This window comes from Microcystis sp. LEGE 00066 (assembly GCF_015207925.1).
Classification (GTDB): Bacteria; Cyanobacteriota; Cyanobacteriia; order Cyanobacteriales; family Microcystaceae; genus Microcystis; species Microcystis ichthyoblabe_A.
Window position 1 is genome coordinate 38,541 of sequence record NZ_JADEVX010000004.1, and the last position, 24,527, is coordinate 63,067.

General features: G+C 41.0%; 30 protein-coding genes. 22 read left to right on the top strand and 8 right to left on the bottom strand.

The annotated features are described in order from the left end of the window. Positions 1-41: 41 nt before the first annotated feature. From petL to IQ224_RS01425, 12 genes are all read left to right on the top strand, one after another. Positions 42-143, top strand: coding sequence for a cytochrome b6-f complex subunit PetL (petL, locus tag IQ224_RS01370; RefSeq protein ID WP_002752397.1), 102 nt, complete (start codon positions 42-44; stop codon positions 141-143). 72 nt (positions 144-215) lie between these two features. Continuing rightward, positions 216-671: a DUF29 domain-containing protein gene (locus IQ224_RS01375; RefSeq protein ID WP_052277040.1), complete on the top strand. Its 456-nt coding sequence runs from the start codon at positions 216-218 to the stop codon at positions 669-671. Positions 672-682: 11 nt separating this feature from the next. Beyond that, positions 683-1,138, top strand: coding sequence for a DUF29 domain-containing protein (locus tag IQ224_RS01380; RefSeq protein ID WP_194032407.1), 456 nt, complete (start codon positions 683-685; stop codon positions 1,136-1,138). 11 nt (positions 1,139-1,149) lie between these two features. Further along, entirely contained in the window at positions 1,150-1,605 is a 456-nt protein-coding gene (locus IQ224_RS01385) for a DUF29 domain-containing protein (protein ID WP_194032408.1), read from the top strand. An 11-nt stretch (positions 1,606-1,616) separates the two neighbouring features. After that, a complete protein-coding gene (locus IQ224_RS01390; RefSeq protein ID WP_194032409.1) occupies positions 1,617-2,072 on the top strand; it encodes a DUF29 domain-containing protein in 456 nt (151 codons plus the stop codon). Between the two features lie 12 nt (positions 2,073-2,084). Further along, positions 2,085-2,543, top strand: coding sequence for a DUF29 domain-containing protein (locus IQ224_RS01395; RefSeq protein ID WP_002742377.1), 459 nt, complete (start codon positions 2,085-2,087; stop codon positions 2,541-2,543). Continuing rightward, complete coding sequence (locus tag IQ224_RS01400; protein ID WP_002789021.1) at positions 2,536-3,465, top strand: YbhN family protein; 930 nt, start codon at positions 2,536-2,538, stop codon at positions 3,463-3,465. The genes IQ224_RS01395 and IQ224_RS01400 overlap by 8 nt, the downstream gene beginning before the upstream one ends. Before the next feature lie 185 nt (positions 3,466-3,650). Further along, on the top strand, positions 3,651-4,460 hold the full coding sequence (locus IQ224_RS01405; protein WP_002742375.1) for a Uma2 family endonuclease: 810 nt from the start codon (positions 3,651-3,653) through the stop codon (positions 4,458-4,460). Between the two features lie 288 nt (positions 4,461-4,748). Continuing rightward, positions 4,749-6,122: a 1-acyl-sn-glycerol-3-phosphate acyltransferase gene (locus IQ224_RS01410; protein ID WP_002742374.1), complete on the top strand. Its 1,374-nt coding sequence runs from the start codon at positions 4,749-4,751 to the stop codon at positions 6,120-6,122. 39 nt (positions 6,123-6,161) lie between these two features. Further along, a complete protein-coding gene (locus tag IQ224_RS01415) occupies positions 6,162-6,983 on the top strand; it encodes an alpha-ketoglutarate-dependent dioxygenase AlkB (RefSeq protein ID WP_002742372.1) in 822 nt (273 codons plus the stop codon). Between the two features lie 2 nt (positions 6,984-6,985). Beyond that, positions 6,986-8,365 (top strand): hypothetical protein, encoded by a 1,380-nt coding sequence (locus IQ224_RS01420; protein WP_002742371.1) that lies wholly within the window; start codon positions 6,986-6,988, stop codon positions 8,363-8,365. Between the two features lie 267 nt (positions 8,366-8,632). Then, positions 8,633-9,094: an Hsp20/alpha crystallin family protein gene (locus IQ224_RS01425; protein WP_002742368.1), complete on the top strand. Its 462-nt coding sequence runs from the start codon at positions 8,633-8,635 to the stop codon at positions 9,092-9,094. A gap of 102 nt (positions 9,095-9,196) precedes the next feature. Here IQ224_RS01425 and IQ224_RS01430 read toward each other — a convergent pair whose 3' ends face one another. The 3 genes from IQ224_RS01430 to IQ224_RS01440 all read right to left on the bottom strand — a co-directional run bounded on the left by IQ224_RS01430 (position 9,197) and on the right by IQ224_RS01440 (position 11,273). Beyond that, positions 9,197-10,411, bottom strand: coding sequence for a DUF790 family protein (locus IQ224_RS01430; protein WP_002742366.1), 1,215 nt, complete (start codon positions 10,409-10,411; stop codon positions 9,197-9,199). A 78-nt stretch (positions 10,412-10,489) separates the two neighbouring features. Beyond that, a complete protein-coding gene (locus IQ224_RS01435) occupies positions 10,490-10,834 on the bottom strand; it encodes a hypothetical protein (protein WP_194032410.1) in 345 nt (114 codons plus the stop codon). 244 nt (positions 10,835-11,078) lie between these two features. Continuing rightward, positions 11,079-11,273 carry a hypothetical protein gene (locus IQ224_RS01440; protein ID WP_002742363.1) on the bottom strand — a complete coding sequence of 65 codons (195 nt, stop codon included), beginning with the start codon at positions 11,271-11,273 and terminating at the stop codon, positions 11,079-11,081. Positions 11,274-11,632: 359 nt separating this feature from the next. Between IQ224_RS01440 and IQ224_RS01445 the strand changes: the two genes are divergently transcribed. The 3 genes from IQ224_RS01445 to IQ224_RS01455 all read left to right on the top strand — a co-directional run bounded on the left by IQ224_RS01445 (position 11,633) and on the right by IQ224_RS01455 (position 13,560). Then, positions 11,633-11,983 (top strand): STAS domain-containing protein, encoded by a 351-nt coding sequence (locus IQ224_RS01445; protein ID WP_002742362.1) that lies wholly within the window; start codon positions 11,633-11,635, stop codon positions 11,981-11,983. A 292-nt stretch (positions 11,984-12,275) separates the two neighbouring features. Beyond that, positions 12,276-13,205, top strand: coding sequence for a CoB--CoM heterodisulfide reductase iron-sulfur subunit B family protein (locus IQ224_RS01450; RefSeq protein ID WP_002776286.1), 930 nt, complete (start codon positions 12,276-12,278; stop codon positions 13,203-13,205). 22 nt (positions 13,206-13,227) lie between these two features. Continuing rightward, positions 13,228-13,560 (top strand): BON domain-containing protein, encoded by a 333-nt coding sequence (locus IQ224_RS01455; RefSeq protein ID WP_194032411.1) that lies wholly within the window; start codon positions 13,228-13,230, stop codon positions 13,558-13,560. Positions 13,561-13,674: 114 nt separating this feature from the next. Here the strand turns inward: IQ224_RS01455 and IQ224_RS01460 are convergent, their stop codons facing one another. Further along, a complete protein-coding gene (locus IQ224_RS01460) occupies positions 13,675-14,592 on the bottom strand; it encodes a glycosyltransferase family 2 protein (RefSeq protein ID WP_084989786.1) in 918 nt (305 codons plus the stop codon). Between the two features lie 264 nt (positions 14,593-14,856). Here IQ224_RS01460 and trpA point away from each other — a divergent pair, with 264 nt between their 5' ends. After that, the gene (gene trpA, locus IQ224_RS01465) at positions 14,857-15,651 is read left to right on the top strand and encodes a tryptophan synthase subunit alpha (RefSeq protein WP_002732665.1); all 795 of its coding nucleotides are present in this window, start codon (positions 14,857-14,859) and stop codon (positions 15,649-15,651) included. A gap of 69 nt (positions 15,652-15,720) precedes the next feature. Here trpA and IQ224_RS01470 read toward each other — a convergent pair whose 3' ends face one another. Continuing rightward, positions 15,721-15,897 (bottom strand): hypothetical protein, encoded by a 177-nt coding sequence (locus IQ224_RS01470; RefSeq protein ID WP_155119285.1) that lies wholly within the window; start codon positions 15,895-15,897, stop codon positions 15,721-15,723. Between the two features lie 726 nt (positions 15,898-16,623). Between IQ224_RS01470 and IQ224_RS01475 the strand changes: the two genes are divergently transcribed. After that, positions 16,624-17,619 (top strand): glycosyltransferase, encoded by a 996-nt coding sequence (locus IQ224_RS01475; RefSeq protein WP_194032412.1) that lies wholly within the window; start codon positions 16,624-16,626, stop codon positions 17,617-17,619. Positions 17,620-17,756: 137 nt separating this feature from the next. Here the strand turns inward: IQ224_RS01475 and IQ224_RS01480 are convergent, their stop codons facing one another. Both IQ224_RS01480 and IQ224_RS01485 read right to left on the bottom strand, forming a co-directional pair. Beyond that, on the bottom strand, positions 17,757-18,047 hold the full coding sequence (locus tag IQ224_RS01480) for a DUF3288 family protein (protein WP_002738029.1): 291 nt from the start codon (positions 18,045-18,047) through the stop codon (positions 17,757-17,759). A gap of 2 nt (positions 18,048-18,049) precedes the next feature. Continuing rightward, complete coding sequence (locus tag IQ224_RS01485; protein WP_002742342.1) at positions 18,050-18,727, bottom strand: hypothetical protein; 678 nt, start codon at positions 18,725-18,727, stop codon at positions 18,050-18,052. A gap of 418 nt (positions 18,728-19,145) precedes the next feature. On the opposite strand from IQ224_RS01485, the gene IQ224_RS01490 reads away from it, so the two are divergent. From IQ224_RS01490 to IQ224_RS01500, 3 genes are all read left to right on the top strand, one after another. Beyond that, positions 19,146-19,358, top strand: a complete 213-nt coding sequence (locus IQ224_RS01490) for a hypothetical protein (protein WP_002742339.1) — start codon at positions 19,146-19,148, stop codon at positions 19,356-19,358. A gap of 139 nt (positions 19,359-19,497) precedes the next feature. Continuing rightward, positions 19,498-20,388, top strand: coding sequence for an indole-3-glycerol phosphate synthase TrpC (gene trpC, locus IQ224_RS01495; RefSeq protein WP_036400068.1), 891 nt, complete (start codon positions 19,498-19,500; stop codon positions 20,386-20,388). 221 nt (positions 20,389-20,609) lie between these two features. Further along, positions 20,610-21,764 (top strand): alanine--glyoxylate aminotransferase family protein, encoded by a 1,155-nt coding sequence (locus IQ224_RS01500; protein ID WP_194032413.1) that lies wholly within the window; start codon positions 20,610-20,612, stop codon positions 21,762-21,764. Positions 21,765-21,964: 200 nt separating this feature from the next. On the opposite strand, the gene IQ224_RS24730 is transcribed toward IQ224_RS01500, so the two are convergent. After that, complete coding sequence (locus tag IQ224_RS24730) at positions 21,965-22,051, bottom strand: DUF4351 domain-containing protein (RefSeq protein ID WP_223210794.1); 87 nt, start codon at positions 22,049-22,051, stop codon at positions 21,965-21,967. A 289-nt stretch (positions 22,052-22,340) separates the two neighbouring features. Between IQ224_RS24730 and IQ224_RS01510 the strand changes: the two genes are divergently transcribed. Together IQ224_RS01510 and IQ224_RS01515 are read left to right on the top strand one after the other, a co-directional pair. After that, the gene (locus IQ224_RS01510; protein WP_002736992.1) at positions 22,341-23,684 is read left to right on the top strand and encodes an adenylosuccinate synthase; all 1,344 of its coding nucleotides are present in this window, start codon (positions 22,341-22,343) and stop codon (positions 23,682-23,684) included. Positions 23,685-23,711: 27 nt separating this feature from the next. Beyond that, positions 23,712-24,269: a 50S ribosomal protein L25/general stress protein Ctc gene (locus tag IQ224_RS01515; protein WP_002742333.1), complete on the top strand. Its 558-nt coding sequence runs from the start codon at positions 23,712-23,714 to the stop codon at positions 24,267-24,269. Positions 24,270-24,527 lie beyond the last annotated feature (258 nt).

The window sequence follows — 24,527 nt, forward strand, 5'->3', positions numbered from 1 at the left end:
ACAATGCTAAAAAAGATTAAATTACTTGGGAGATTTTCACCATGTCTGTGTTAGCTGTTGCTGCTTTAGCGGGTTATCTGATCGTTTTTACCGGAATTGCCCTCGGTCTCTTTTTCGGTCTGCGCTCCGCTAAAATTATCTAGTATATAAACAGGAAAAAAGCTTTAGTGATCGGTTTAACTGGTCACTATTGCCAATTCTAGGGGAAATAAAAAATGACTGTTATTCTAGACTTAAAAACTCTCTACGAAATTGATGATTCTCTCTGGTTAGAAGAAACTATCGAACTGCTCAAGGCTAAAAATTTTGAAGCGCTAGACTTAGAAAACTTGCTCGAGGAGTTAGAAGACTTGGGGAACGAAAAAAGGTTTCGTGTTGCTAGTTTTTTACAGCAAATTATTAGACATTGTTTATTATTACAATTTTGGATAAGCGAGAGAGATTATAATCAGGCTCATTGGCAAGCAGAGATAGTTAGTTTTAAAGATCAACTAAAACGTTATTTAACCACAAATCTTCGTAAATATCTAGAACAGGAATTTGAGCAAATTTACTTTGAGTCCGTGCGATATGTTCGTCAAAAAACCGATAATAAAGTCAACTTTCCCGATACTTGTCCCTACAGTTTAGAAGAACTTCTCGATCCTAATTGGCTACCACCTTACGAATAAAGGAGACGATAATGACTGTTATTCTAGACTTAAAAACTCTCTACGAAATTGATGATTCTCTCTGGTTAGCAGAAACTATAGAACTGCTCAAGGCTAAAAATTTTGACGCTTTAGATTTAGACAATTTAATCGAGGAGTTAGAAGATTTGGGAAACGAAAAAAAGTTTCGTGTTGCCAGTTTATTAGAGCAAATTATTAGACATTGTTTATTATTACAATTGTGGACAGGTGAACGAGAATATAATCAGGATCACTGGGAGTTAGAAATAGTCAACTTTCAAATTCAGCTAAAAAGAGGCTTAACCACCAATCTCCGTAATTATTTACAAAATGAATTAACTAACATTTATGAAGATGCAGTTTTCTTTGTGCGGAAAAAGACAAAGAATAAAGTTATTTTACCTGATACTTGTCCCTACAGTTTAGAAGAACTTCTCGATCCCAATTGGCTACCACCATACGAATAAAGGAGATGATAATGACTGTTATTCCCGACTTAAAAACTCTCTACGAGATTGATGATTCCCTCTGGTTGGAAGAAACTATCGAACTCTTAAAAGCGAAGAGATTTGACGCTTTAGATTTAGATAATTTAATCGAGGAGTTAGAAGATTTGGGTAACGAAAAAAAGTTTCGTGTTGCTAGTTTTTTACAGCAAATTATTCGTCATGCTTTGTTACTGCAATTTTGGACAAGGGAAAGAGAATATAATCAAAGTCATTGGGAATCAGAACTGGTAAATTTTCAAGATCAATTAAATACCTACCTAACGGCAAGTTTACGCAAATATTTAGAACAAGAGTTTGATAATATTTATCATAAGGCAATCCGTTATGTGAGAAAAAAGACAAAGAATAAAGTTACTTTCCCCGATACTTGTCCCTACAGTTTAGAAGAACTTCTCGATCCTAATTGGCTACCACCATACGAATAAAGGAGATGATAATGACTGTTATTCCCGACTTAAAAACTCTCTACGAAATTGATGATTCCCTCTGGTGGGAAGAAACTATCGAACTCTTAAAAGCGAAGAGATTTGACGCTTTAGATTTAGATAATTTAATCGAGGAGTTAGAAGATTTGGGTAACGAAAAAAAGTTTCGTGTTGCTAGTTTTTTACAGCAAATTATTCGTCATGCTTTGTTACTGCAATTTTGGACAAGGGAAAGAGAATATAATCAAAGTCATTGGGAATCAGAACTGGTAAATTTTCAAGATCAATTAAATACCTACCTAACGGCAAGTTTACGGAAATATTTAGAACAAGAATTTGATAATATTTATCATAAGGCAATCCGTTATGTGAGAAAAAAGACAAAGAATAAAGTTACTTTCCCCGATACTTGTCCCTACAGTTTAGAAGAACTTCTCGATCCTAATTGGCTACCACCTTACGAATAAAGGAGATAAAAAATGACTGTTATTCCCGACTTAAAAACTCTCTACGAAATTGATGATTCCCTCTGGTTAGAAGAAACTATAGAACTCTTGAAGAATAAAAGATATGAAGCTTTAGACTTAGAAAACTTAATCGAGGAATTAGAAGATTTGGGAAACGGAAAAAAGTTTCGTGTTGCTAGTTTATTAGAGCAAATTATTAGACATTGTTTACTCCTACAATTTTGGCAAGATGAAAGAACATATAATCGTAGTCATTGGCACTCAGAAATTGTCAATTTCAAAAACCAGATCGACAATTATTTAACTACTAATCTCCGCAATTATCTCACTCAAGAATTACCTCTTATTTACCAGAAAGCCTTAAATTATGTTAGAGAAAAAAACGATAATCAAGTTAGTTTTCCTGGGGAATGTCCCTACAGTTTAGAAAATCTGATCGCTCTCGATTGGGTTCCTCCAGAAAATGAATAAAGGAAAAAATGAAATGCTGAAAAAGTTTCTACGTTGGCTGATTATTGGGGGAACCTTATTTTTTGTTCTCAGTAATCTTAAAAATAACTGGGATAACGTCACCTCAGTTAGAATTGAAAATCACGGTTGGTTATTTCTTTTCTTGGCACTTGTAACCACAGTTATTGCTCAAATTTGGGCAGGATGGGTGTGGACATGGATACTCAAAAGCTATCAACAACCGATTAAAACCTCCACAGGAATTGGGATCTATATGATTACCAATTTAGGAAAATACCTACCCGGTAATATCGGACACTTTTATGCTCGCATTGTGGCAATTAATAAAGCAGGAAGTGATTGGGGAACCGCTAGTTTAAGCGTTTTATTAGAACTTTTATTACTGGTGTGTGCAGCCTTAGCCATAGCAGTTATTGGTAGTGGTTTAGGTTGGATGAAATCTAGCTCAAGTCTAGGGATACAGATATTAGTTTTAGGATTAATTTTAATCGGCATTCATCCCAAATTTTTAAATTATCCTCTCAAAATCCTTAGCCAAAAGAAAAAGATTGCTCAAGAACCTGTTTATCTAACTAAATATCCTCTCGTCCCTCTCTTGGGTGAAACTGGATTTTTATTATGGCGCGGTGCGGGTTTTATTTTAGCTTGGATGGTGTTAAAAATGATTACCCCCGCTCAGATTTTACCCCTCTTAGGAACCTTTAGTTTTGCTTGGTTATTGGGTTTAGTTGTCCCCGGAGCGCCGGGAGGATTAGGAGTGTTTGAAGCCACAGCAATCGCACTTTTAGACACAGAAAAATTTCCCGCCGCTAACGTACTTGTCACCGTTGCTATCTATCGTTTAATTAGCATTCTCTCCGAAGTGATTGCCGCCGGAATCGGGACAAAATTAGTTAAAGATAAAGCCAAGTTTTTTAGTTAGCTTAAGGATATTAGTCGGGTCTGTTAGCCCAATGTAACGCACCCAGAAGAAAAATTTTGGTCATTATTAAGCGAAGATAATTTTCTCAACTCCTAACATCTATCTCCTCACTCCTAAATTTTGATGTAACATAGGAGCAATAATCAGCAAAAATATGGATACTCCCACCTAGAGAGGCCGAAAAAATGACGATTGCCAAAAGCGACGAAACTGCCACCTCTCCGGCACTGATAGAAGAAGATTTCGAGGACTTCTGGGAACCCCCCCCACCCCCCACAGACTTAATTTTTGATGATGGTGAACCCTTGGAAAGCAACCGACACCGCATTGCCATGAATGTCCTGATTCGCTCCCTACAGCAGGGTTATGGCGAACGAGACGACTTCTACACTGGTGGCAATATGTTTATTTATTTCAGCCGCGAACAGGCGAAAAATCGCGATTTTCGCGGGCCAGATTTCTTCGCTGTCCTCAATGTCGATGGTACGAGAGAGCGACAGGGTTGGGTAATTTGGGAAGAAGAGGGACGTTATCCCGACGTTATCGTGGAATTAACCTCTCCTAGTACCGCTAAGACTGATAAAGTGCGAAAAAAGGCAATTTATGAGGGAACCTTCCGCACGCCAGATTATTTCATCTACGATCCTTTCGATGGCAATTCTTTACAAGGATGGCATTTAGGGGCCGACCAACGTTACCATTCTTTAGAACGAAACGAGCGCGGCTGGTTATGGTGCGAAACCTTAGGCTATTGGTTGGGAACTTGGGAAGGCACTATTGACCGAGAAACGGCAATCTGGGCAAGATTTTATGACTCGGAAGGCAATTTAATCCCCTTGCCAGAAGAAGCAGCACAGGAGCAAGCAGCTGCAGCACAGGAGCAAGCAGCTGCAGCACAAGAGCAATTAAATGCTATTCAGCAAGCTCTGGAAGCGGAAAGACAGCGTTCTCAACTGCTGGCAGCTCGTTTGCAGGAAATGGGGATAGAGCTATAGTATAGCTGTATTTGTTTAGGTGAGGAGGTAAACTGCTCCTGTTCCTCCTCGCTCAAAGTCGGTTAATTTCTCCTTTCACGGTTGAGGGAGCCTGTAATCCCAGTCTATTTGAAATCTAGCGCGACACCTGTTTGCTGCTTTGATTACCTTTTGGACAGTGGGTAATTATTGATCAGATTTTTCTTTTATTCTTCCTTAAACAGTAAACAGTGAACTGAAAACTCAAATCTGATAACTGATAACTGATAACTGTCTCAACTAGGAAATTTATTTGGCACGACTACTTATATGTCTAATCTATCTTTGGGCGCACAACCTCCTCTAGAATTTATACCACCTGACCTTAACCCCTTGCTTTTAAAGGGATGTCAAATCTTTTTACCTCTCTGGTTACAAACTCAAACCAACTTAAGAGAAATTTCCGCCGCTAATCTAGAAACTTTAATCACATTTTATCAAAAAAGTCAAGAGAAAAAAGTCCGTTTACTGCTTGCCTTTCGTCATCCCAGTATTAACGATCCCTACTGTATGGCCTATCTTTTGTGGAAATTAGTACCCCAAAAAGCCCAAGAGTTAGGAATAAAATTAAACACTCCAATTCACGCTCATTTTATGTACGATCGAGGGATTCCTTTATGGGCGGGAGAAAGGGTAGGATGGTTATATTCTAAGTTAGGTGGCACACCAATTCAACGGGGAAAAGCTGATTTAATCGGATTGCGTTCGGCTCGTCGTTTATTATTAGAAGGAGATTATCCTTTAGCCGCCGCTCCAGAAGGAGCAACTAACGGACATAATGAGCTTGTCAGTGCTATTGAACCGGGTATTTCTCAATTGGCTTTTTGGGGTGTGGATGATGTCAGAAAAGCTAAACAACAGCAAGAAGTAATTATTTTACCTATTGGTATTCAGTATTTTTATCTGACTCCAGTGTGGCAAGAAATCGAGCGAATTTTAACTAATTTAGAAACCGATAGCGGTTTAGAAACAATCCCAAATTTATCCCTAGAACAAAAGGTTTTATACGAGCGTCTTTTTCGTTTAGGAGAAAGATTATTATCCTTAATGGAGGATTTTTATCGAGATTTCTACTATCAATCTTTGCCTGTAGTGCCTGCCAATGGTGATGATCCAAATGAAACCCTAGCCAAACGTTTAGCCAATTTATTAGATGTGGCCTTACAAACCGTAGAAAAGTATTTTAATCTTTCTCCTAATGGTAATGTAATTGATCGCTGTCGTCGTTTAGAACAAGCAGGATGGGAACGCATTTATCGGGAAGAATTAAAACCCACTCATTCTATTTCTACCCTTGAATTAGGATTAGCTGATCGCCTGGCCGATGAAGCTAATTTAAAAATGTGGCACATGAGAATTGTCGAAAGTTTCGTCTCAGTAACCGGTTATTATGTCAAAGAAAAACCCACCGTAGAAAGATTTGCTGAGACAATTTTATTACTCTGGGATTTAGTAACAAGAATTAAAGGAGGTAATCCCTTTTTTCGTCCCCAAATTGGTCAACAAAAAGCGATAATAACTATCGGTGAGCCTATTTCTGTATCCGAGCGCTATGCCGATTATAAAAGCGATCGACGCTCGGCCGTAGCAAAATTAACCCAAGATTTACAAACCAGTTTAGAAAGTTTAATTATTCATCAGTAGATAATTAATATCAAAATGTTTTAATTTTTTATCCTATCTATGAGTAAATATAAAACTTTGCATATCAAAGAATCTATCTCTCTTTTAAAAGTCTATCTGCTAGAGGCAGAAAAAACTCAGCCGATACAAGCATTGATTGACTTTAAAACATCTCAGTCTGATAATATTAGACAGTTTGCTCAATTTTCAGATTATAGCTATAGCACATTATACAAATGGTTTAGGCGTTATCGTCAGCAAGGAATTAGAGAATTTATCAAAATTAATCCTCTAGAATCAACCATTGGAGAAACATTAATTAATCGAGACGGTGAAGTTATTTTTTACCAAGAAATATTCAATGATAAACAAAGTGAATATTTGCTAAATATTTTGCAAAATGAGATAGCTTGGCGACAGGATTATATAAAAATGATGGGGCAAACCTTACCTCTACCTCGATTAACTGCTTGGTATGGCGATTCAGATAAATCCTATACTTATTCAGGAATTAATATGAATCCTCTTGCTTGGACAGATACCTTATTATATATTAAAGAGAGAGCGGAAACTCTAGCAGGTACGAAATTTAATAGCGTGCTTCTGAATTTTTATCGAGATGGTCGAGATAGCGTCGCTTGGCATAGTGATGATGAACCAGAATTAGGCAAAAATCCAGTTATTGCATCGGTTAGTTTTGGCAGCACAAGAAAATTTTCACTTAAACATAAACAGGAGGAAGATATTATCAATCTTGAGCTAACATCAGGTAGTTTGCTAATCATGCGCGGAGCAACTCAACACCACTGGTTACATCAATTACCCAAAACTAATCACAATATTTCTGCGAGAATTAATCTTACTTTTAGGAATATTATCTAACCATGAACGAACTTAACAATTTATACCACTTAATTATCGAAAATTTAATTGATCTGAATAGATTACAGGGAAAAAGTCTTAGTATTAAATCTTACTTACAATCTTTGCAACCTGATGTTAAACGACTAAGAAGTAGTTTTCATACTAATCATGTAAGTGTAGATTATTCTAATTATAACACTCAGGCTGCTTACTTACTGGCTTACTATCCTCATCATGTAGAAATGACTTATAGAGTTTTGGAAAGCTTGCAAGAAAAAGACCCCAGCTTGATGCAGCTAGTTTTTGATAAAAAACATCTCAAAGTTTGTTTATTTTGCGCGGGTGCTGCACCTGAAGCTCTTGGTTTATTAAGTTTTTTACGACAATTTTACCCAGAAGTAAAATCGATAGTTATCTATTCCTACGACCTATATTCTGATACTTGGCGAATCAGTCAAGACATCACTAAAAATATAATCAACAATTGCTTTAAAGACTATCATTTTGCTCTCCTCAGTCATCATTTAGATATAAATCAAATTGATTCTTTTTTTTCAATATTTAGTAATATAAAAGACAGCAGTATTTTCATGTTTCAAAACTGTTTAAATGAATTTGGAAAAAATGATAAAGATTTAAAAATAATACTTGAAAACATGAAATTCTTATCAGAAAATATGCCTAGCCATAGCTTTATGTTTATAAACGATTTGAGATTATACACTCAAGTTAACAGAATTATAGATAGTATTATTAGTATAATTAATGATTTAAATAAAACGAACTTTGATGATTACAATGAACAAGCATTTTTGATCAATAAGAGTATGGAAGAAACTTTCAAATCATCAATCGCCATTTCTGATAATGTAACGAAATATTTATTAACGGGTGCGAACAACTTAATTCCCAGAAAAATAATTAATTATAATTATCTTAGCGTTTACAAAATTTTCACGAAAGAAAACAAGCTATTTGAACAAAGTATTGATAATAAATATATCGATTTGTTAGAACAATTTAACCGACTACAAACTAAGTTTAATAGTTTTGATGTTAAGCTAGAACAGTTATTAGCTGTTGAAAGTAATTATTTAAAAATTTCTGAGATTGTAGAATCCTATGATCAAAAATTAGAGGAATTTCAGACAACCTTGCAAAAGCAAAAAGATACAATACAAGCTGATTTAGAAACTTTTAAATCTCATCTGCAAAATCTTGAGACTAAGAACTCGAAACAAAAAATTAAGTTAGAGGAAATTGAGCGCAGACTGAATCGTTTTCAGGAAGAACGAAAAAACTTAACACGCCAACTAGAGAGAAATCGCAAAGCCGTTATATTCGCCATCTTAATTGGCTTGCTAGGGGTTATTTTAGGAGTTATTGCTCTATTTCGATGAAAATAATAGACAACAATTAGGGTTTGCTGAATAAGTTTGTTGGTGGAGTCAGTCATCAGTTATCAGTCATCAGTTCACTGAGAAAACACCCCACACCCCACACCAGGAAAAACTTTTTCAGCAGACCCTAGTATAGGAGATAGTACGGGAATCTGGAAAAACTCAATACCGAAAACCCTACCCCGGTAAGAGAATCTTTTATCTATCCTAAAAGTGTAGAGATAAACCAACATCTCTAGCGTTAAGAAAACTTCGGAGGTGACTTATATGGCACTTATACGTTGGGAACCTTTCAGAGAAGTAGAAAGCCTACAGAAAGAAATGAATCGCTTGTTTGACCGTCTTGTGCCGACTGATGTAGGCAATGGCGAAAAAATGGGGTTATCCTTTATCCCGGCGGCGGAAATGACCGAAACGCCAGAGGCAGTTCAGCTTAAACTGGAAATACCTGGTATGGAAGCCAAAGACCTCAACGTGGAAGTAACAGCCGATAGTCTGACCATTAATGGTGAAAGAAAATCGGAAATCAAAACCGAAGAAGAAGGGTTTACCCGCACTGAATTCCGTTATGGTAAATTCCATCGGGTTATTCCTCTACCGGTTCAGGTTGATAACACTAACGTGGCTGCTGAATACAAAGATGGCATTCTCAATCTCACCCTCCCGAAAGCGGAAGAAGAAAAAAATAAAGTGGTGAAAGTGTCCATCAGTCCTGCCATTGCTCAATGATGTAGCACTCATTGTCCAGTCTTAGGCGAAAGAGTTGACTTAGTCTGATTAAACCGAAGCGGGAGTATGAAACTATACTTCCGCTTTTAGCTTCTTAACCCTTTAACTTAAAACTTCTAACACTGCTTGGGGTGATAATTTATCTTTAAACCAGATAACCTGAGCGGGTAGGTTTTGAAATTTCACTCCAGCTTTTTCTAGATTTAACCGTTCCGATACGGCTAAAATTAGATTATTTGCTTGGGCCGATTTAACCTGTAAAAATTTCTTTTGTAGGTATTCTGGCCGCCAATAACCAACAATTTCGAGGAGAAAAACGCGACCATCGGGATGCACTAAACGGAAATCGGGAATCATCACTCCTCCGGGTAAAGGCACTAAATCCACTTCCCTTTCTAACTGCCATTCAGTTTTTAACTGTAACCAACGTTTAGCAAAAGATTCCTCTAACATACTATCGTAGGGTTTACCCGGGGAATAGTGGGACACCAGACCACATTTATCCTCTAAATTGAACTGTTGTTTTTTAATAGTTCCTGTATAGGAATCTTTATACTGTAATTGTGCCTTCAAATTCCAGTGAGTAACATGGAGTAAGGCAGGAATTAATTTAGCGATTTCAATGCCATAACGACTATTAGCTTTAAATAAACTGGTGGGACCATCGATAGTAATAGTAAATCCCGTGTCGGCATCCCCTTCGATATAAGTCATTAAACGAAATAGTTTTAGATAGCGAAAGAGATATTTATATTCCCCCGGATCATTGCGATGGACGTTGATAATTAAATAACTGGCCCGATAAAAAATCCCTTGAATTTGCGAGAGGTTAAAACGATGAATTAAGTTTTCGGGGGTGGGAGCATCAAATTGAGTGAGAATTTTATTCTCCGCTAAATCAGCATAGAGTCCTTTTTCTAGAGCTACTGGAAAAATTTCTTGATTTAATTCTTGGCTGAGTTGCTGGGCAATTTTCTCCAGAATTAGCGATCGATTTTGGGGAATAGGAACAAAGTTGGCCGCTTGTTCAAAAACTCTTTTTCTTAATTCCTGGGGTTCTAAGGGACTAATAATCTCAAAGTTGGCAAAATGATTGGTTAATAGGTGAGCAAATCCCCGTTTAATTTTATAATCGGGACTGTCTCCCTCCAAGATTAGGAGTTTTTGGCTTAATTCTCCCTTAGTTTGACCGATACTTTCCTGAAAACAGGTGATTTGTTCTTTAGCGATCGCCAGATAATCGGCAGCGATCGGTAAGCGTTTGGGAATAATTGTCTCGCCATTTTGACGGGAAATCAATAAATCTGTCGGTAACATGGCAAGCTAGAGAAGAATAGTCAGATGGGGAGAGGTGGGACGACAAGGAAAGGTCGAAACCCCAAAAACCCCCCGATTCTAACTATTTTGGTCGATATAACGCTCTAAATCCTCGATCACACGGGTTAATTCTGTTTCTGTGGTTAAGCGCAGGCGATCATCGCGGACCGTTAACAAAACTTTAGCCGAAAAAGGATTCGGATAAATATTGGGATTACAAAACACTTCCAGAAATACATCACCAGTGTGCTGATATTCCAGCGGTTTTTGGGGTTGGGGTTTGCCCCCACTAGCAGCATTACTGGCGATCGCTTTCAGTCGATCGAGTAAAATGTTAATTTCCCTTTGCAAATCCAGAGCAGCACTGGGACTGAAACGAAAAGTAACGGAACCTTGCAAGAGATTAAGAGTTAAAGGAATCATCGAAGAAATCAGGTTAAGAGAAAGCCTGCAGCTAATTATATTAATTTGGGGAAATTTGGGGAAATTAGGTTTTGGGGGATGGTTCAGCCAACAGTAATCAGTCAGGTTCTTCGTTACTAGGTCCGGTTCGATCGGGTGATCGCTAAATCATCCCTTATAACCCCGTCCATTGCATAAGCAGGAACCGAAAGGCCATCAGTGAACTGATAACTCACCACTGATAACTGATAACTGATAACTGAAGTTACCGACGCGGAACGAGATTAATCCGGCCTTCGTCCATTTCATCCATGAGTAACTCGAGGGCTTCGTAATCCACATCAGAAACGTAGCCAAGACGACCGAGGAGTTCACTGATTCCGTTCTCGATTTCTGGGGTGATTTGACGATAATATAGGGCTTGTTCCACTAATTGGCGGATAGTCGGCTGGGTATCCACAATTTCCTTACTCTAGCTCAATAAATCTAGTTTCTGTATCCTGCTTTACTTTATTTTAACAAAAATACCGGTAGAATAGTGGGTTATGATCAGTTATTCGGGATTAGAGCTTAAACCTAACGACTTTCCCCTAGTGTTCACCCTAATAAGCCTTGATGACTGTTTCTCTTTACTGCCCAGATTATGAGGTTAACCTAAAACCAGTTCCTCCCTACAGGGGTCAAGATTAAGAAAAGATTAATCTTTTCAAGAGAGAGGAAATTTATCAAGACCGGGGTTGCAAAATCAGAAAGTTAGGACATAATAGCGGTATCTGATTTCTAGTTAAAAGGTTCATTTATGAATTTCAAAGCCCAGCCATGAAAAGTCCTGTAAAAGTCCCAGAAATTGCTCTATTTGAGCCAAGTGGCTATATTACCGCCGCTAACGTCCTAGAATTTCAAGAGCAGCTCACCAATCTGGTTAACCGGAGTCGCTCTATCACTTTTCTCGTGGATATGAGTAGGGTGGAATTCCTCGACAGCGCTGGATTAATGGCTTTAGTTACCGTCTTTCGTCTGGCTCAAAGTCAAGAAAAATCCCTCAATATCTGTTCTATTCCACCTTCAGTCAAGATTATCTTTGAATTAACCCAACTGGACCGGGTTCTCTCGATTTTCCCTAGCCGTGCTGACTTTGATGCTGTTATCACCCTCCCCCAAGCGGCGTAAGCCGACAAAATAGGGTTTCTCGCCGTAATTTCTCGGCTGCACTCTCAATTCTACCGATAAATCACCTCTTGACCGGATAGATTCCCATTTATATAACCCACTCCTCATGACAACAATTTTTCTCAAGGAGAGCCATTATACTGCTGAGATGGCTCTCCTCCTGTTTGGATATTATCTCTAGGGACAAACTACTCTACACTTGTTCGGAGCAGCTCACAAAAGACTGTCTGTTAAGAAATTCCATGACTTTAGTGATGACAGGGGGGAAGGGGGGCAAGATGGTAGATAGGTAATGAGTAGTAATTTCCTAGAATCCATGACAGTCAACAATCTCCAGTATGCTTATTTTCCCGGTTGTGTCGCCCAAGGTGCCTGTCGGGAACTATATCTATCCACGGCAGCCCTGACGGAAGCTTTGGGGATTAATTTAGTCGAACTCAAAAAAGCTGCCTGTTGTGGTTCGGGAACCTATAAGGAAGATTCGCAACTCTTGGAAGATGCCGTCAATGCGCGCAATATTGCCCTAGCAGAAGCCCTCAATTTACCCCTGTTGACTCACTGTAGCACCTGTCAAGGGGTGATCGGTCATGTGGATGAGCGCTTGAAGGAAGCAAAGCATAATAATCCCAATTATGTTGAGGAAGTTAATAATTATTTACAGAAAGAACATTGTTCCCCCTACCAAGGTACGACGACGGTTAAACACCTACTCTGGGCAATTGTCGGCGATTATGGCTTAGATAATCTGGCGGCCAAGGTGATTCGTCCCTTATCAGGCTTAAATTGTGCTGGTTTTTATGGTTGTTATCTCCTGCGAGCCCAGGATACTCTCCCCTACGATAATCCTTTTCAGCCGGAATCTCTAGAAAATGTCTTTCGAGCGGTGGGAGCAAATCCGATTTATTATCAAGGACGCACTCAATGCTGTGGTTGGCCCCTGTCCAGTTATGCCACCACCCAATCGTTCCAAATGGCAGGAAAACACATTTTAGAGGCCATGGCAGCGGGGGCCGATTGTTTAGTCACCCCTTGTCCTTTATGCCATCTTAATCTTGATTCCCGACAACCGGAAGTGGCAAAAGTGATCGGTCGAAGTTTAGGTTTACCTGTACTACATTTTTCCCAATTAGTCGCTTTAGCGGTGGGAGTCAGTCCCGATCGTTTAGGATTAGATCGACACATCGTTTCCACTAAATCCCTCTTAAAGAAATTGGGGTTTTAGAACTCAATCAGGAGTGTTAGCAATGGATTGGTTAAAAAGAATTTTTGGCTTAGATAAACCGGCAGATGCCGCTAGTGCGATCGCAGGAAAAGCCGCGGCTGCTGGTATTCCCCCCGAAAGAGTCGGATTAGACGGAAAATACGACGAAAGCGGCCTAGCTAAACGAGTAGTTTTAGCTTTTGACGAGACACCGGATTTAGCTGATGAAGACAAATTGTGGGTCGCCCAAACTGGCAGTAAATTTGTACTAAAAGGCAAGGTTTCCCATCAGGCGACTTTAAATAAAATGGTAGTAATTGCCAGTAAAGTCCATGGGGCAACCAGCGTCGATACCAGTCAAGTAACTATTGAGTGAAGTCGAACGGCTGTATTCCCCGTGAAAATTAACCACTGAGTAGGTGGATTGGCATTGTTTTTTGTCCCTAGGTTGTTGTTAGATGATTTCCGGCTGATTAATCATGGTTAAATGTTAATCGGCTTTTCCTTTTAGGGAGACGAAATTGGGCTTGTGGGAATTACTATTGTTACCATTTTGCGGGGTATGAAAACGATTTCTAACTTCGGGGGGAGTGGGTAAACCCTGTTTCATTTCCGCCACTTTTAAGAGGATCAAATACTCATAAAAAGCTTGCAGAGTACACCAAGCAAAACCAGCTTTACCATCGAGAATTCCCGCTAGGATAAAATACATATAAAACCAACGAAGCAAGGGACGAAAAGGCAATCGTAGGGATAAATCTTTTAAAGCTCTCCGTCTATCTACTTCGGTTTCACCAAAAAATAAATTTTTCCAACTAACACCCCCGTTAGCCAACTGATGTAGGGTTTCTGCTGCTTCATCGGTAGAATAACGATTGTGTTTTTCAATCCAACGACTTAAACCCTTACTACAGGTATAGTGGGGATAGGTTTCTTCTAAAAAAGAGGTTTTTCCTCGACATTCTTCCCTTTCCGTGTGACCATAATCGCTAAACCAGACTTGATCTTTTCTAAATAGACGCATTTGATAACGGGGATACTGGGTGCTGCGACGAATCCAAGTTCCCATAAACATAACTCTTTCGGCCACATAAAAACCAGTAAATTCTGTCTGTTGCGTGGCACTCAGACATTCTGCATACAGTTGGGGTGTCATCCTTTCATCTGCTTCGAGAATATAAACCCAATCGTATTTAGTCTCGATATTTTCTAACATCCAAGTTCTTTGTTTACCATGACTTTCAAATTGATGCTGAATCACGCGCACTGGATAACGAGAAGCAATCTCTACTGTTTGATCGCTACTGTAGGAGTCAACCACAATCACATCATCGGATAGAAGTGCCGATTCTACACAGGCGGCAATATCAATTTCTTCGTTATAGGTGAGAATGTAAATGGAAAACATGGATATAATATGGTGTTTGATTATACGCAAACCGATCGGGCAGTAGTCCTATTTTGTACCAGAAAAAGCGGAACAAAAACCCATGTTATGCCAGAAACTTTCTCAAAACTACTAGACTGAGCCTATTTTACCCTTGATCGCCATTTTGTCAATATTCCTTAAGTATTACTTGAAAAATTCTTTACCTGAGCTGACAGCGACCGGCGATGAGCTATTCCCCGCCATGAGATAATAGACGGTGCTTTATCTCTCCAGTAATTTTCGATGACTGCTGTTTCCGAGTGTTTTCGTTCTCTCCGTTCCCAGGGGAATTGTGCCTTGATTCCCTTTATTACTGCCGGTGATCCCGATTTATCTACTACTGCCCAAGCTTTACGCATTTTAGACCGGGCAGGGGCTGATCTGATCGAGTTGGGGGTTCCCTATTCCGATCCTCTTGCGGATGGTCCGGTTATTCAAGCGGCAGCCACCCGCGCTTTAAATCGGGGTGTCAAGTTGGAAGATGTGCTAGAAATCGTCAAAAATGCCCAGGGAGAGGTGAAAGCTCCGATTATTCTGTTTACTTACTATAATCCCATCTATCATCGCGGGATAGATGTCTTTTTAGACCAAATTAAAGCAGCCGGGGTGAGTGGTTTGGTGGTTCCCGATTTACCCCTAGAGGAAGCGGAAAGTCTGCTGCAACCGGCTGCCGCTAAGGGAATTGAAGTCATTTTATTGGTAGCGCCTACCAGTCCCCCGGAACGAATACAAGCGATCGCCAGGCAATCCCAAGGTTTTATTTATCTGGTTAGTGTCACGGGAGTGACGGGAATGCGGAAGCAAGTGGCCACCAGAGTGGAGGAATTGCTCGATTCTATCCGTTCTGTCACCGATAAACCCGTCGGGGTAGGATTTGGCATTTCTGACGCGACACAGGCGCTACAGGTGAAAAACTGGGGTGCTGATGCGGTAATTGTCGGCAGTGCCATGGTTAAACGTTTGGCCGATAATTCCCCCGGCGATGGTTTAAAATCCCTCGAAGAACTTTGCCGTAGTTTAAAACAGGCGATTCGATGAGAGATGAGGGGTTACTGGATGCGGATTAGATCGGGCTTTCATGTCTTCTCGTTCTGAATTCGTTCAATTTCATCCAGTGCTTTTTTCGCCCGGAATACGGCCCAGAGATAGGCGATCTGGCTCTCCCACACCGATCGGGGTAGGATGGCGGGGATAGGGTTCGGGTTCTCGTTCATGGTTAGATTGTGGTGGTGAGTACGGGGGTTTTGTTTTGCCAGCTTTCTGGCCATTGGATCGCGTCGGCACTGAAGGCGAGGGGAGCCTCGGGGAGGGGAGATATGACTCGGTTGGAATTAGAAATCCACGGATAATTACGAGCGAATTGGTTAGGGAACACGGTCGCGATCGTAATTGACTATATATAGCGTTTTTCAGTCTGATGAGGTACAAAAGTTATGGGTTTTAGGCAAAAGGCTTCGGCCGTGAGCTCAGTCGAACCGCCGAACGGCAAAAGGGAAGAAAAATAGGCGTACCTCACTAGCTTAGGAAACGCTATAAATACAAAAGTCTTGGCAAGAGTTGTCAGGCTTGTCGAGCTACTTCTCTGAATTTAATACTATGGAACCTCGCAAGAAAAAACAAGATATTTTTAAAGACTAATTGAACTTAAAACAATCATTTAAGTTCAAAAAATAGCGATTTTTCGAGTATTTATACTTAGGCGATCTCCGTGTTCTAGGTCATAGAATCTCTAGTTCATTTTTTATCCGAATAAAAATAGAGTAATTAAGTATTAAAAACCCCTTGCTAATATTAATGGATATATAAGGTTTCTCACACCTGTGTGGCACAGTTTAACCTTTGCTGATTAAATTTTTCGACATCGATAATGTACCTCTTGGAACAGGAAACGCTATAGTATAATATCTATGCTCGATCGACTATTGCCTTTAGATACCTCACACCTTAATAATTAAGCATAGAATAGCCGAGTCTCCAGACTACCGCTTAACCAAAACCTCTATTATCCCGATGAGAAACCTCTATTTTCTCTTACCCGGTACTACTTCTCCTTTTGGTGGGGGTGGACTGTGGGCAGAAATGAAAACCGTCAATTTGGCTAGTCAAATTTGTACCGCCCAGATTGTGACTTATCGTCAAAAAGAGTTCAATTATCCTTTTTTAGAGGATATACTCGCGAAAATAAGCTCGGATGACAGTATTTTTGTGGTTAGCTGGGGTTTTGATCTGCCTAAACTGGTGCCAAGATTGCGATCGCATAATATCATTTATCATGCCCATAGTACAGGTTACGGCTTCCGTTTACCCCCCGGAATACCAATTATAACCGTTAGCCGTAATACTATGGGTTATTGGGGGGAAAAAGCTCCTAATGCTCTGATTTACTATCTTCCTAATCAAATTGGCTCAGAATTTCTCAATTTAGGCTTAGAAAGAGATATCGATGTCTTAGTACAGGGGCGCAAATCCTCAAAGTATCTTCTCAATCGTCTAGTTCCCGCCCTCCGTCCCCAATGTCGCCTTAAGGTTTTAGATAGCTATGTGGAGGATTTAGTGGGATTATTCAATCGTAGTCGGGTTTATCTCTACGATTCGGCTGAATATTGGGCTGTAAACGGTTTAACGGAAGGTTTTGGCTTACCGCCCCTGGAAGCTTTAGCCTGTGGTTGTACGGTATTTTCTAGCGTCAATAGCGCCCTAGCCGATTATCTCGATCCCGGTTTCAATTGTCAAAAAATCGGGGCCTATTCCAGTCAATACGATCTGGAACGTATTCTTAATTATGCCCGTAATTTTCCCGTTAATTCTTTACCTGCTAATTTTATCGATGATTATCATCCCGAAAAATTACTACCACGTTTTGAAACAATTTTAAGAGAAATTAATGATTTCTTTGATATTAAAAAACGCTATCCGGCTGATATAGAAGGTTTAGAACCCCTGCGACTTAAAAAATTATGGATGCAGAGTTCTCTGGCTAAACTTAAGAAAAAACTGTTTAAATAGCAGTGATCTTTCCTTTATGATCCGTTCCAGATATCAATATTATTTCCTGAGATAAGATGAAAGGGAACAAGTAATAGGTAATAGTTAAGGTTTTCCGCACGGCTATCTCTTGTTTTTTTTCAACCCTATAGCTTAATTTAACTCCAATCCTGTTGCTCCTCGCTTTGGCGAATTTGATACACTTGTCCATGACTGTGCAGTTGTCGAGTTTTTGCCCATAAACTAGCTTCATCTAACTGCCATTTTTCTAGGATTAAATCTAAATCTCTTTGGATTTCTCTTGCTCCCGGAAAGTTTTGATAACGTATGCGTAAACGAGCGCATTCAGCTAAGTTTAAATCATTAGGTTCTGATTGCAGCAGCTGATCAACAATCGGGCGATCAATTCTTTCCTGTGGATGTTGTTGTTCTTGGTTTTTACTAGCCATAATCAATCGAACCAACCGATATCGGAATCCGTTAACTCTGTGGGGGTAGGAGTTGGGGCAATATAACGGACTAAAGTTGCCATTTCAAAGTTATAAAGACTGGGTTTCTTCGGCGCAGGTTTGGTAATTGACGACGGTTCAGGCGTGGGGGTGGGACTATTTTCTGGGGTTTTAATCTGATTATATAGTTTTTCAATTAACTGTTTTTTCTCGGTTAATTCCGTCTGGGATTGACTTAATTGACTCGATAATTTTTCAATTAACTGTTTTTTCTCAGTCAGTTCTATTTCTGTTTTACTTAATTGACTCGATAATTTTTCAATCAACTGTTTTTTCTCGGTTAGTTCCGTCTGGGATTGACTTAATTGACTCGATAATTGTGCCACCAAAGTGGTTTTTTCCGAGAGGACAGATTCTAACTGCTCGGTCTGTTGTTGTAGCTGCTGTAAACTGACAGAGAGTTCCAGATGTTCTTGGACTTCTTTTTCCAGAGAAATAACCTTTTCTTGGAGAGTTTGCTGATTTTTCTCAGTTTTTTCTAATTCTGTTGTCAAGTCGTTAATTTTTGCCTGTAGGGTGGCGTTAGTTTCCTTCGGACGTTTGGGAGAAGGAGAGGTTTGGGATTCTACCTCTTTATTAGCTTCTGTACGGATGAGATCGTTTAAATTACCTTTGGTCATAAGCTGTGCAAATAGGATATTACGATAGAATCGGATACTGTCCAGAAATCTGTTGGTTTAGGCAATCGATAATTAAGTGGGTGGGTGGAATAAATATAAGATGAACGTAGGTTGGGTTGAAGCATGAAACCCAACGCCCGCATGGGTTACGCTACCGCTAACCCATCCTACAAATAATTGTGCCTCGCTACTTATTACCCCGATATACAAGCTTGATTAAGCTGGGGAATTGTTCCATAGGTTTTATTGTATAGCTTTAGGTCGATCGATCCCTGTCCATTTGAGGAATGAGAACAAATACCTAAATCTCAGTTTCCCCAGTAAGATTCTAAATTTTTCTGTAGTTAATGATACAGAATAGCAAATTTGTGTCAGACTAAAGGTAGGAATTGATCGCACCTGTGGCAAGGATAAATTTATGAATATTGAAGAAAAAGCACGTCTTAATCTAACCCAAGAACGACAAGCAGAAGGAATGCTCGGAGAGAATGTCTTAACTCGTACAGAGGAGCTTTTAGGGGAAGGAGAGGCAGAAACTGCGAAAGCGCGGGTTTTATTAACTGAAAATCGTCAAGAAGAAGAAAAACGTCAAGATCAAATTTTAGAACGTTCGATCGAAGCTATGCAATAGCCTTTCGGTGAAGACTGGGAATATCCACACAAGTAGAGTTAAATGTCTGTAGAGACGTGGTTTTCCCCGTCTCTATTTCAATTCCCGATAACTAATCACTGTTAAACTAATCACTGTTCACACTCTGGACAGTGAAAAAATGCAGATCCGAAGAAAACACCCCAATCCTGCCGTTAAAGTTGAGAGTTTGAGTTATGTGGTGAAAGTGCCAGAGGCACAACCGCAAAATATTTTAGAAGAAATCGTTTGGCATAAAGAGATCGAAGTCGATAAATTGCGTGAAAGATTGCCTTTATTGGAATTACGCAAAAAAATAGCTAATACTGCGCCACCTTGCGACTTTTTAGCTGCCTTAAAACAGGGTAAAACCCAACCCGCTTTGATTGCCGAAGTCAAAAAAGCTTCTCCTAGCAAGGGAGTTATCCGCGAAGATTTTGATCCTGTAGCGATCGCCCGTACCTATGAACAGGGAGGAGCCACTTGTTTATCGGTTTTAACCGATAGTAAGTTTTTTCAAGGTAGTTACGAAAATCTTAGCCTCGTCCGGCAAGCGGTATCTTTACCCCTATTATGCAAAGAATTTATCCTTTATCCCTATCAAATCTACTATGCTCGCTCTAAAGGAGCCGATGCTGTCCTTTTAATTGCCGCTATTTTAAGCGATCAAGACCTAGCATATTTTGTCAAAATTGTCAAGGGTTTAGGGATGACAGCTTTGGTAGAGGTGCATAGTCTGGCCGAATTCGATCGAGTGTTAGCCATTGAGGGAATCGAACTAATCGGCATTAATAACCGTAATTTAGAGACATTTACAGTCGATTTAGACAATACTCGCCAATTACTGGAAGCCAGAGGCGAAAAGGTGCGAGAAAAAGGTATTCTGATCGTCAGCGAATCGGGATTAAACACAGCAACAGATCTGGCGAAAGTGAAGCAAGCGGGAGCAAATGCGGTTCTAATCGGCGAATCTTTGGTAAAACTGCCCGATCCTGCCGCAGGTATCCAGAAACTCTTTGAAAATCGGGAATAGGAGTTAGGAAGTGGGGAGTCGGAATGATGAATTATAAATTACGAATTATGAAGTGGGGAATTGGGGAGAAAAAAGCTAACTCCTGCCCCCTGCCGACCGCCCCCTGCTTCCTGCGATATAATCAGAGTTTGCCAAATCTTAAATCAACCCCTCAGAATTGATGCGATCGAGATTTGGTTTTTTATCTTTGTTAAATATGGCCCAACGAGAGAGGACGAACCATGGAAAATAAAAATATGTTGATGATTCCCGGCCCCACACCGGTGCCGGAAGCGGTATTATTGGCTATGGCTAAAGCACCGATAGGTCATCGGACCGGTGCTTTTAGCAAGGTAATCGCCGAATTAACCGAAAATCTTAAATGGTTGCATCAAACCAGTGGCGATGTTTTAATGTTAACCGCTTCGGGAACTGGTGTCATGGAAGCGGGAATTATTAATTTTCTCAGCCCCGGCGATCGAGTTTTGGTGGGGGATAATGGTAAATTTGGGGAACGTTGGGGGAAAGTGGCGAAAGCCTACGGCTTAAATGTGGATATCATTAAGGCAGAATGGGGTAAACCCCTAGATCCCGAGGCATTCACCGCTAAACTGACCGAAGACAAGGAAAAAGCCATCAAAGCGGTAATTATCACCCATTCGGAAACTTCCACCGGGGTTCTCAATGACTTGGAAAGCATTAACAAAGCGGTAAAAGACCACGGGGAAGCTTTAATTATCGTCGATGCTGTCACCAGTTTAGGGGCTTATAATATTCCCATCGACGAATGGGGTTTAGATGTGGTCGGTTCTGGTTCCCAGAAAGGTTATATGATTCCTCCCGGTTTAGGTTTTGTTTCCGTGAGCAAAAAAGCTTGGAAAGCTTACGAAACCGCCAAACTACCCCGTTTTTATCTGGATTTGGGCAAATACAAAAAAGCCACCGATGAGGATAGTTCCCCCTTTACCCCTCCAGTTAACCTGATGTACGGTTTACAAGCTTCTCTGCAAATGATGAGAAGAGAGGGATTAGCGGCAATTTTCGCCCGTCACCAACGCTTAACGCAGATGACGCGGTCAGGTATGCGCGCCCTGAATTTGCCCCTCTACGCGGCGGATTCCTGGGCTTCCACGGCGATTACTGCGGTAGCCCCCACTCTAGTAGATGCGGAAAAAATTCGCTCGACTCTCAATAAAAAGTTCGACATCGCTGTGGCTGGTGGTCAGGATCACCTTAAGGGTAAAATCTTCCGTATCGGTCATTTAGGTTTTGCTAGTGAGAGGGATATCCTCACGGTTATCGCTGCCATTGAAGCGACTTTAATCGAGTTAGGTGTCGAAGGTGTCACCCCCGGCGCCGGTGTGGCTGCCGCTGCCTCGGTGATGGTGCAGGGTTAATCTTGGTTTGGCTTTTCCCCTTCTCCGCCTATCCATTAGTCACATCTTTCTTAACATAAAATTTGACAAAGAGAGAAAAGTGTGCAGAATGGCTCAAGGGGGTTCTCTGGGGGAACTGATTTGATCAGATAGCTTCCAAGTCTCGCTGATATTATGTCATCTTCCCAGTCCCAACCAAATAGTTTTAACACCAGGTTCACCTACAGCAGCGATCGCACCCATTCCTCTAAATCTCCCGCTTTGGTAAAATCTAACAAAGCTTCTCCTAAAGCTTCCAGTTGATTAATTGAGAGAGATTAAATTTGCGACCGCCTCTTATTCCAGAAAACGGGTTTCTTTGAGAAACCCGTTTTCTATGGATCTTGAGGCAGAGGGGCTAAAGTCTCGCGGCATGGTTTCCCTTGGAAAAAGAACGCTGCCCCAGGGCAGAGCAACAAGAAAAAGGTAAATAGGGTGAATAAACGTGGTGAAGGACGACGAAATAAAGCCATAACTAAATCAATAATGCTCTTGACAAAATATCTATCCAGTGTGGATAATGGTAGTTTGTGTGAACTTTAGCTAGACTAAAATACCTTGGCTAACGTTATTGTAATCGGCGCTCAGTGGGGCGACGAAGGAAAAGGAAAAATCACGGATCTGCTGAGTCGATCGGCGGATGTGGTGGTGCGTTCTCAAGGTGGCGTAAATGCGGGTCATACCGTCGTCGTCGATGAACAAACGTTCAAACTCCATCTAATTCCCTCTGGGATTCTCTACCCGGATACGGAATGTATAATCGGCTCTGGAACAGTCATAGATCCCTCGGTGTTACTCAAAGAGATGGCGCAATTACACGCCCTCAATGTTACTACCGACAATCTCTATATCTCGCAAACGGCTCATGTCACTATGCCCTATCACCGGCTGCTCGATCAAGCATCCGAGGAAAAACGGGGGAAATATAAAATCGGCACCACGGGAAGGGGTATCGGCCCCACCTATGCCGACAAATCCGAGCGCATCGGTATTCGAGTCATCGACTTGATCAATACCGAGAATCTGCAGCAAAAACTAGAATGGACGATCAATTATAAAAACGTCATTTTAGAAAAGTTATATAACTTACCGCCTTTAGAGCCGAAGACGGTGATCGAGGAATATCTAGAATATGCCGAGAAACTGCGTCCCCATGTGGTCGATAGTTCCTTAAAAATCTACGAAGCAATCCGCAAGCGTAAGAATATTCTTTTTGAAGGGGCCCAAGGCACCCTACTCGACCTCGATCACGGAACCTATCCCTACGTTACCTCCTCCAATCCGATCGCCGGGGGTGCTTGTGTGGGTTCTGGCATCGGTCCGACGGTAATCGATCGAGTGATCGGTGTGGCCAAAGCTTACACCACTAGGGTAGGTGAAGGTCCATTTCCGACGGAATTAGAGGGGGATGTCGAGCAGTTATTATGCGATCGTGGGGCGGAATTCGGGACCACCACCGGCCGCCGTCGTCGATGCGGTTGGTTTGACGCGGTTATCGGTCGTTACGCAGTGCGAATCAATGGTTTAGACTGTCTAGCGATCACTAAATTAGATGTTCTCGATACCCTAGAGGAAATCAAAGTCTGTGTCGCCTACCAATTGGACGGCAAAACCTGTCGCCATTTACCCAGTAGTGCGGTGGAATTCGCCCGTTGTCAACCGATTTACCGAACGATGCCGGGGTGGCAACAACCCACCAGCGCTTGTCGGAGTCTGGAAGACTTGCCCAAACAGGCCCTCGATTATCTAAAATTCCTAGGGGCGATCATGGAAGTACCGATCGCTATTATCTCCCTAGGAGCTAGTCGCGACCAAACTATTATCGTTGAAGACCCCATTCACGGACCCAAACGCGCTCTTTTGGACGAAAATGGCTCGCCTTGGGATAATTACGAATTTTAAATCATTGCTAAAGAGGATTAGTCAACTATGCAAGTTAGCGTTGAATGTCAAAAAAGACCCGAAAATATTAACCCCAGGGCTCTACGTCGTCAGGGTTTGATCCCGGCGGTTCTCTATGGCCATAACGGCACGGAATCGGTTTCCCTCGTGGTGGGAGAAAAAGCGGCCTTAACCCTGCTTAAAAAGGCCTCGGTGAATAATACCCTGGTGGATGTCAATGTTCCGGAAATGCCTTGGACGGGAAAAGCTTTGCTCCAAGAGGTACAATCTCATCCCTGGAAAAGAAATCTCTATCACCTCAGTTTCTTCTCGGTGTCTGCCCACGGTAAACTCGATATCGTCGTTCCGATTAAAGCCATAGGAGAAGCGATCGGAACCAAACAGGGCGGTTTAATCGAACAGTTCGTCAACGAAGTTAATGTTTCCTGTATTGCTGATAATATCCCGGAAGTGATCGAATTTGATGTTTCGGGCATCGGTGTGGGGCAATCCCTGCTCGTGGGTGATTTAAAAATGCCGGAAGGGGTGACTTTAAAAGATGATCCCCATACCACCGTTTTTGCCATTGTTGCCGCTAAAAGATAAATTCAGTGATCAGTGATCAGTCATCAGCAAATCATATTTCATTATTTACTGTTTACTGGTTACTGCTCCGCAGCTCCGGCTCTCCCATCTACTGGGGGTTTATATACTTTGGACGTTCATAATCTGAGATTTATTAAACTTCTGAAATCCTAGAGTAAGCAAGGAATCCAGTTATTTTTTATGTTTCAGATCGGCATCATTCAGGCATCCATAAATAGGGTTTGCTGAAAAAGTTTTTCCGGGGGGTAGGGTGTGGGG